We start from the raw sequence: 8081 nt of genomic DNA on the forward strand, positions 1-8081 counted from the left end.
ATGGATTTGCTGACTTATCTCGCGCATAGCTGGCCGACGCTGCTGCGGCTGACCGGCGAGCATCTGGCGCTGGTGGGCTCCGCCGTGGGGCTGGCCATCCTGATCGGCGTGCCGCTCGGCATCCTGATCACGCGTCACCGCTTCCTGGCCACTCCGCTGCTGGCGCTGGCCACGGTGGTGCTGACGCTGCCGTCCATCGCGCTGTTCGGGTTGATGATCCCGATCTTCGCGCGCTTCGGCCACGCGCTCGGCTACGTGCCGGCCGTGACCGCCGTGTTCCTGTACTCGCTGCTGCCGATCATGCGTAACACCTACACGGCGCTGGCCAATGTCGATCCCGGCATCCAGGAGGCCGGCCGTGGCATCGGCATGACCACATGGCAGCGCCTGCGGCTGGTGGACCTGCCGCTGGCCGTGCCGGTGATCCTGGGCGGCGTGCGCACGGCCGTGGTGATGAACATCGGCGTGGCCACCATTGCCGCCATCATTGGCGCCGGTGGCCTTGGGGTGCTGATCCTGCAAGCGATCAGCCAGAGCAACATGAGCAAGCTGGCCGTGGGCGCGGTCCTCGTCAGCGTGCTCGCCATTGTGGCGGACGCCGGCCTGCAAGCCCTGCAGCGCGCGCTGACGCCGAAAGGAATCCGCCAACCATGATCGAACTCGACCAACTCACCAAGTCTTTCCACCAGAAGGACGGCACGGAAGTGCGCGCCGTGGACGCCGTCTCGATGACGGTACCCAAGGGCGAGATCTGCGTCTTCCTGGGCCCCTCGGGCTGCGGCAAGACCACCACGCTCAAGATGATCAACCGGCTGATCGAGCCCACCTCGGGCACGGTCCGCATCGAGGGCGAGGACACCGCCGGTATCGACGGCGTGGCGCTGCGCCGCAAGATCGGCTATGTGATCCAGCAGATCGGCCTGTTCCCGAACATGACGATCGAGGAAAACATCATGGTCGTGCCGCGCCTGCTCGGCTGGGACAAGCGCCGCTGCCGCGAGCGCGCCCGGGAGCTGATGTCGATGGTGCAGCTCGACCCGGACAAGATGCTGGGGCGCTACCCGCGCGAGCTGTCGGGCGGCCAGCAGCAGCGCATCGGCGTGATCCGCGCGCTGGCGGCGGACGCTCCCGTGCTGCTGATGGACGAGCCGTTCGGCGCGGTGGACCCGATCAACCGGGAGAGCATCCAGAACGAGTTCTTCCAGATGCAGCGGCAGCTCGGCAAGACCGTGATCATGGTGTCGCACGACATCGACGAGGCGATCAAGCTGGGCGACAAGGTGGCCGTGTTCCGGCGCGGGCAACTGGTGCAGTTCGACCATCCGGACGCGCTGCTGGCCCACCCGGCGGACGACTTCGTGCAGGCCTTCGTCGGCCATGACAACACGCTCAAGCGCCTGCTGCTGGTGCGCGCGGGCGATGCGGCGACCATGCCGCCGAGCTGCCGTCCGGACATGTCGCTGGCCGAAGCGTTCGGCGTGATGGACGAAGCCGACGTGCGCCACCTGCCTGTGATCGATGAGGCGCAGCGCGCGCTGGGCTACGTCACGCGCCGCGACGTGCGCAACGCGCTGGCCAAGGGCGGTAGCTGCGCCGATATGCTGCGCCCGTTCGCGGTCAGCGCCGCGTTCGACGAGCACCTGCGCATCGTGCTGTCGCGCATGTACCAGCACAACACGAGCTGGCTGCCCGTGGTGGACGGCGATGGTGTCTACCTGGGCGAAGTCACGCAGGAGTCGATTGCCGACTACCTGAGCTCGGGGCGCTCGCGCGGCAATGCGCCGGTGATTCCGCCGCCGGTGTCGTCGCCCGTCACCACGCCGAGTTCGGCGCCGATGCGGGTGGCCGCCTGATCGCCTGATCGCGGCTGGAGCGCCCTCCGCCATGAAAAACGGCCGCTTGCGCGGCCGTTTTTTCGTCCATCAGAACAACGACGCGGCTCAGGCGCGGCCGAGTTCGCCGTCCTTCAGGCGCCACAGGTTCAGCGGGTTGCCATCCTGCACGGCGGCCGGCAGCAGGGCGGCCGGCACGTTCTGGTAGCACACCGGACGCAGGAAGCGGTCGATCGCCGAAGCGCCCACCGAGGTCGTGCGGGTGTCCGACGTGGCCGGGAACGGGCCGCCGTGCACCATCGCGAACGACACTTCCACGCCGGTCGGGTAGCCGTTGAACAGCACGCGGCCCACCTTGCGTTCCAGCGCCGGCAGCAGGCGCGCGGCCACGGCCTTATCGCCGGCATCGGCCTGCACCGTGGCCGTCAGCTGGCCTTCCAGGATGCGGGTGACGGCCAGCAGCGTGTCCACGTCGCGGCAGGTGACGAGCACCGTCGACGGGCCGAACACTTCGGCATGCATGCGGTGATCGGCGATAAAGCGTTCGGCGGAGGTCTCGAAGAACGCCGGACGGGCCTGGTTCGGACCCGTGCCTGCCAGGCCGCAACCCGGGCGGGTCAGGCCTTCCACGGCGGACAGTTGCGCCACGCCACGCTCGAACGCCTGATGGATGCCCGGCGTCAGCATCGTGCCGGCGGCCTTGGCCGACACCGCTGCCACGGCGGCGGCGCGGAAGGCGTCCAGCGCCGGGCCTTCGATGGCCAGCAGCAGGCCGGGATTCGTGCAGAACTGGCCTACGCCCATCACCAGCGAATCCACCAGGTCACGTGCGATGGCTTCGCCGCGCGCGGCCAGTGCCTCGGGCAGCAGGTAGACCGGGTTGATGCTGCTCATCTCGGCGTAGACCGGAATCGGCTGCGGACGCTCGTTGGCGACCTTGACCAGCGCCATACCGCCCGTGCGCGAGCCGGTGAAGCCCACGGCCTGGATCACCGGATGGGCGACCAGCGCGGTACCGATGGCGATGCCGGCGCCCATCACGAGCGAGAACACGCCTTCCGGCAGGCCGTTATCGGCAACTGCCTTTTGAATCACACGTCCGACCAGTTCCGAGGTGCCCGGGTGCGCCGGGTGGGCCTTGACGACCACCGGGCAGCCTGCGGCCAGCGCGGAAGCGGTATCGCCACCGGCCACCGAGAACGCGAGCGGGAAGTTGCTGGCGCCGAACACGGCCACCGGACCGACGGGGATGTTCTGCATGCGCAGGTCGGGGCGAGGCGGGGTGCGCTCGGGCAGGGCGCTGTCGAGCGTGGCGTCTTGCCAGCGGCCGTCGCGCACCACACGTGCGAACAGGCGCAGCTGGCCGGCGGTACGGCCGCGCTCGCCCTGCAGGCGGGCGATCGGCAGCGCCGTCTCGGCGTGCGCGCGCTGGACCAGTTCATCGCCCAGTGCCTCGATGCCTTCGGCGATCGATTCGAGGAAGCGCGCGCGCTGCTCGGGCGTGGTCGCACGATACGTGTCGAAAGCCGCCTCGGCCAGTTGGCAGGCGCGGTCCACATCGGCGGCATTGCCACCGTGGAACGTCGGGGCMAGGGTCTCGCCCGTGGCCGGGTTGATGGCCTGGAAAGTGTCTTCGGTGCCGCGTACGGCATTCGCGCCGATCAGCATCTCGCCGGTAAGAGTCATGGTGTATCGATCCTGCGTCGTATCAGAAACATGTCATAAGACATCATATGACATCGGAAAGTCGCCCGCAACCGCGCCGCCCCCAATTACCGAAGGGGCCGCGCGCATGGCGTCAGGCGGAAGAAGCGGAGGAGCCTGCCAGGGCAGAAGCCTTGCGCAGGCGCTCGCGGCTGTTGGTCAGGTGCATGCGCATGGCGGCCTTGGCGGCCTCGGGGTCGCGGCGCTCAATCGCATCGTAGATGCTTTCGTGCTCGAAGTTGACGCGCTCCAGGTACTGCTCGCGCTCGGGCGTGCTGACCTGCAGGCGGCTGCGCGGAATCACCATCGTGCCGAGGTGGCCCATGATGTCCGTGAAATAGCGGTTGCCGGTGGCGCGCGCGATGGACAGGTGGAACTCGAAATYCGAGCCCACGGCGTCGCTGCCTTCGGAAGCCTTGCGTTTCATGTCGTCGAGCGCGCGGCGGATGGCCGTGAGCTGCTCGTCGCTGCGCCGCGTGGCGGCCAGGCTCGCGGCCTCGGCTTCCAGGCTGACGCGGAATTCCAGCATCGCCAGCACGTCCATGGCCGTGACCATGGCCGAGGGGTCGATGCGGAACGGCGAATGGGTCTCCACCGGGCGGGCCAGCACGAAGGTGCCGATGCCATGGCGGGTCTCGACCAGGCCGCTGGCTTGCAGGCGCGAAAGTGCCTCGCGCACCACTGTGCGGCTCACGCCGAGCGTGGCCATGATCTCGGATTCCGTTGGCAGCTTGTCGCCGGGCTTGATCTGGCCCTGCTGGATGCTCTCGGTCAGGTTACCCACTACTTCCTCGGCAAGCGTGCGGCCGCGGCGGCGCAGGGGAGCGGGCGAAGTTATCGGGACATTGGACATGGGTAGGGGAAACTGAGGTATTGACCGTCGCAAGATGCGCTCATTATACTGCGTCGTAAGTCATACGATGACAGATAACGCACAGGTTTGCGAGACCCCTTGCCATAATCGGCATCGATCTGTTGCGTATGGCGGCCAAACATCACAAGCAGGGCGCAGTCTCGATGTGGAGCGCGAACCCGGCATCACCCTGAAACGCGTTTTCGGAGACAGATCCACATGACCGCATCCCAACATGCCGCCGGCGGCGTCACGCCCGTCGTCACCGAGTTGACTGTCGTCCCCGTGGCGGGCCACGACAGCATGCTGATGAACCTGTCCGGCGCGCACGGCCCGTACTTCACCCGCAATATCGTGATCCTCAAGGACAGCGCCGGCAATACCGGCGTGGGCGAGGTGCCGGGCGGGGAGGGCATTCGCCAGACGCTGGAGGATGCGCGTCCGCTGGTGGTTGGGCAGCCGATCGGCCAGTACCAGGCCGTGCTGAACAAGGTGCGTGCGACGTTCGCCAACCGCGACGCCGGCGGCCGTGGCCTGCAGACCTTCGACCTGCGCATCACCATCCACGCCGTCACGGCGATCGAGGCGGCGATGCTCGACCTGCTCGGCAAGCACCTGCAGGTGCCCGTGGCCGCGCTGCTCGGCGAGGGCCAGCAACGCGACGCCGTGGAGATGCTCGGCTACCTCTTCTATGTGGGCGACCGCCAGAAGACCACGCTCGACTACCGCACCGAGCCCGATGGCGACAACGAATGGTTCCGCGTGCGCAATGAAGTGGCGATGGACGCCAAGGGCGTCGTCCGTCTGGCCGAGGCCGCGTACGAGCGCTACGGCTTCAACGACTTCAAGCTCAAGGGCGGCGTGCTGAGCGGCGACGAGGAGATGGAAGCCATCATCGCGCTGCACGAGCGCTTCCCCAAGGCGCGCGTGACGCTGGACCCGAACGGCGGCTGGCTGCTGGCCGACGCGATCCGCCTGTGCCGCGACAAGCACGGCATCCTGGCCTACGCCGAAGACCCTTGCGGCGCTGAAGACGGCTATTCGGGCCGCGAGATCATGGCCGAGTTCCGCACCGCCACCGGCCTGCCGACCGCCACCAACATGATTGCCACGGACTGGCGCCAGATGGGCCACGCGGTGCGCCTGCACTCGGTGGACATTCCGCTGGCCGACCCGCACTTCTGGACCATGCAGGGTTCGGTGCGCGTGGCGCAGATGTGCGCGGAGTGGGGCCTGACCTGGGGTTCGCACTCGAACAACCATTTCGATATTTCGCTGGCGATGTTCACCCACGTGGCCGCCGCCGCGCCGGGCCGCGTCACCGCCATCGACACGCACTGGATCTGGCAGGACGGCGAGCACCTGACGCGCAGCCCGCTGAAGATCGAGGGCGGCCTGGTGCAGGTGCCCAAGACGCCGGGGCTGGGTGTGGAACTCGACATGGACGCGCTGGCACGCGCCAACCGTCTCTATCAGGAGAAGGGTCTGGGCGCACGCGATGACGCCATCGCCATGCAGTTCCTGATCCCGGGGTGGAAGTTCAACAACAAGGCGCCGTGCATGGTCCGGTAACGCGTCCGATCACGGATTCAAGCATTAAAGATAAGACAGTAAGACAGGAGACAAGACAATGCTGAAACAGAAGACGCTGTTCCGCCGGATTGCCGGTGTATTCGTCGCCCTGGCCGTGGGCGCCACGGTCAGCAGTGCGGCCGTGGCGGCTGGCACGGCCTGGCCGCAGAAGGCGGTGACGATGGTGGTGCCGTTCCCGGCCGGTGGGTCGTCAGACACCATCGCCCGCGTGCTGGCGCAGCCGCTCAACGACAAGCTGGGCCAGCCGTTCGTGATCGACAATCGCCCCGGCGCCACGGGCGCGATCGGCGCGACCTTCGTCAAGCGTGCCCCGGCCGACGGCTACACCCTGCTGGTGGCCTCGATCGGCGTGTACGCGGTCAACCCGTTCCTCCAGAAGAACCTGGCCTACGACCCGGCCAAGGACTTCGACCTGCTGACGGTGGCCGTGCGCGCGCCGAACGTGCTGGTGGCCAACCCGAACTTCCCGGCCAAGAACCTGGCCGAGCTGGTTGCGCATATGAAGAAGAACCCGGGCAAGGTGAGCTTCGCTACCTCGGGCGCAGGGTCGTCTGACCACCTGACCGCGGCGCTGTTCTGGCAGAAAAGCGGTACCGATGGCCTGCACGTGCCGTACAAGGGCGGTGCGCCGGCCATCTCGGACCTGCTCGCGGGCCAGGTCGATGTCTCGTTCCAGAACCTCAACGCGGTCATCCAGCACATCCGCACGGGCAAGCTGCGCGCGCTGGCGATTACGTCGGACAAGCGCTCGGCGCTGCTGCCGGACGTGCCGACGATGGCCGAGGCCGGCGTCAAGGATGTGGAAGTCTATTCGTGGCAGGCCGTGGCCGCCCCGAAGGGCCTGCCGGCCGACGTGAAGTCGCGCCTGCACGGCGCGCTGGTCAGCGCGCTCAAGGAGCCGGGGATGCAGAAGAAGCTGGGCGAGCAGGGCTTCGAGATCGTCGCCAACACGCCGGAGCAGTTCGTCCAGTTCGAGAACGAAGAACTGAAGCGCTGGAAGACCGTGATCGAGCAGGGCAAGATCACGCTGGAATAAGCGCCAGGACCGAATCACCGTGGGGGGTCAATGCTCCACTGCAGTCCTTTGCCCCGCCTGAATGKCGGGGTTTTTTATTGTCTGGCGGAAGCGGTGAGATTCGAACTCACGGATGGGTCACCCCATCGGCAGTTTTCAAGACTGCTGCCTTAAACCACTCGGCCACGCTTCCTTGGAGGGCCGCATTATACAAGGTGGCGGCGGCCCGTAGTGTGATGCCCTCGTCAATCGCCTTGTCTGCGGTGTCGGTGTTTGTCGGACACAGCGGAACCTTGTGAGCCGGTTCGCCTCATATTGGCAGGACGCGCGGCGCCTGCCCACCGCGCGTTGGCATGTCAAACAAGCGATAGAGGAGGACTTATCCATGCAGCAACATCGCAGCAAATCATGGCTGGCCCTTGGCGCGCTGGCCTGTGCGGCCACCCTGGCAGGGTGCGCGCAGCCCGGCTACAACGGCTATGGCAACTACAACAACGCCCCGCCGAACACGGGCTATCAGGACCCGAACCAGAGCACCTACCAGGCGCCGGCGGGCTCGGTGTTCACGGGCCGCGTGGAGTCGATCGAGCCGATCAACTCCACGCAAGGCAGCTCGGGCCTGCTCGGCACCGTGATCGGCGGCGCGGCAGGCGGCCTGCTCGGTCACCAGATCGGCGGCGGGCGTGGCCAGACCGTGGCGACCATCGGCGGTGCCGTGGCGGGCGCCGTGGCCGGCAACCAGATCGAGAAGCGGGCGGGCAGCAATACGCAGACCGTGTATCGCGTGAACGTGCGGCTGGACGATGGCCGGATGGCCACCGTGACCCAGAGCAATATCGGCAACCTGCGCGTGGGCGACCGGGCGCGTGTGGCCAACGATATGGCCACGCCGTACTGAGTACGTACTTCGTAGTTCTACGAAAAAAGCCACGCGATGTGAACTGACCCCCAGAAGTTGGACGGTTGATGGCTAGGCCGGAAAGGGCTGAGTCCTGTATTGCACGGGACTCAGCCCTTTTAGTTTGAGCTTGATGCGGTCATGATTGTAGTAGTGAATGTATTGGCGCAGTMCATCCTGCAGTTG

At 66.9% G+C, this 8081-nt stretch carries 8 protein-coding genes and 1 tRNA gene; 5 read left to right on the top strand and 4 right to left on the bottom strand.

From position 1 onward, the window contains the following. Together AC1EJR_RS26580 and AC1EJR_RS26585 are read left to right on the top strand one after the other, a co-directional pair. Nucleotides 1-654, top strand: a complete 654-nt coding sequence (locus AC1EJR_RS26580; RefSeq protein ID WP_092292217.1) for an ABC transporter permease — start codon at nucleotides 1-3, stop codon at nucleotides 652-654. Further along, entirely contained in the window at nucleotides 651-1853 is a 1203-nt protein-coding gene (locus AC1EJR_RS26585; RefSeq protein WP_477113900.1) for an osmoprotectant ABC transporter ATP-binding protein OsmV, read from the top strand. Before AC1EJR_RS26580 ends, AC1EJR_RS26585 begins: the two co-directional genes overlap by 4 nt. 87 nt (nucleotides 1854-1940) lie before the next feature. Here the strand turns inward: AC1EJR_RS26585 and AC1EJR_RS26590 are convergent, their stop codons facing one another. Together AC1EJR_RS26590 and AC1EJR_RS26595 are read right to left on the bottom strand one after the other, a co-directional pair. After that, complete coding sequence (locus AC1EJR_RS26590) at nucleotides 1941-3518, bottom strand: aldehyde dehydrogenase (NADP(+)) (RefSeq protein ID WP_092292221.1); 1578 nt, start codon at nucleotides 3516-3518, stop codon at nucleotides 1941-1943. A gap of 112 nt (nucleotides 3519-3630) precedes the next feature. Further along, on the bottom strand, nucleotides 3631-4389 hold the full coding sequence (locus tag AC1EJR_RS26595; RefSeq protein WP_477147816.1) for a FadR/GntR family transcriptional regulator: 759 nt from the start codon (nucleotides 4387-4389) through the stop codon (nucleotides 3631-3633). A 219-nt stretch (nucleotides 4390-4608) separates the two neighbouring features. Here AC1EJR_RS26595 and gudD point away from each other — a divergent pair, with 219 nt between their 5' ends. Together gudD and AC1EJR_RS26605 are read left to right on the top strand one after the other, a co-directional pair. Continuing rightward, a complete protein-coding gene (gudD, locus tag AC1EJR_RS26600; protein WP_092292225.1) occupies nucleotides 4609-5961 on the top strand; it encodes a glucarate dehydratase in 1353 nt (450 codons plus the stop codon). A gap of 58 nt (nucleotides 5962-6019) precedes the next feature. Beyond that, nucleotides 6020-7018, top strand: a complete 999-nt coding sequence (locus tag AC1EJR_RS26605) for a Bug family tripartite tricarboxylate transporter substrate binding protein (RefSeq protein WP_092292227.1) — start codon at nucleotides 6020-6022, stop codon at nucleotides 7016-7018. 82 nt (nucleotides 7019-7100) lie between these two features. Here the strand turns inward: AC1EJR_RS26605 and AC1EJR_RS26610 are convergent. After that, nucleotides 7101-7190, bottom strand: a tRNA-Ser gene (locus AC1EJR_RS26610). A gap of 192 nt (nucleotides 7191-7382) precedes the next feature. Between AC1EJR_RS26610 and AC1EJR_RS26615 the strand changes: the two genes are divergently transcribed. Then, complete coding sequence (locus AC1EJR_RS26615; protein WP_092292229.1) at nucleotides 7383-7895, top strand: outer membrane lipoprotein; 513 nt, start codon at nucleotides 7383-7385, stop codon at nucleotides 7893-7895. A gap of 72 nt (nucleotides 7896-7967) precedes the next feature. Here the strand turns inward: AC1EJR_RS26615 and AC1EJR_RS26620 are convergent. After that, a partial coding sequence (locus AC1EJR_RS26620) for an IS3 family transposase (RefSeq protein WP_477147817.1) occupies nucleotides 7968-8081 on the bottom strand: 114 nt, incomplete at its 5' end.

The sequence above is a fragment of the Cupriavidus sp. 05T42 genome (genome assembly GCF_056396345.1).

Coding starts and splice junctions, on each gene's coding strand:
- AC1EJR_RS26580 (WP_092292217.1), top strand. CDS start 1: ATGGATTTGCTGACTTATCTCGCGCATAGCTGGCCGACGCTGCTGCGG.
- AC1EJR_RS26615 (WP_092292229.1), top strand. CDS start 7,383: ATGCAGCAACATCGCAGCAAATCATGGCTGGCCCTTGGCGCGCTGGCC.
- AC1EJR_RS26585 (WP_477113900.1), top strand. CDS start 651: ATGATCGAACTCGACCAACTCACCAAGTCTTTCCACCAGAAGGACGGC.
- gudD (WP_092292225.1), top strand. CDS start 4,609: ATGACCGCATCCCAACATGCCGCCGGCGGCGTCACGCCCGTCGTCACC.
- AC1EJR_RS26605 (WP_092292227.1), top strand. CDS start 6,020: ATGCTGAAACAGAAGACGCTGTTCCGCCGGATTGCCGGTGTATTCGTC.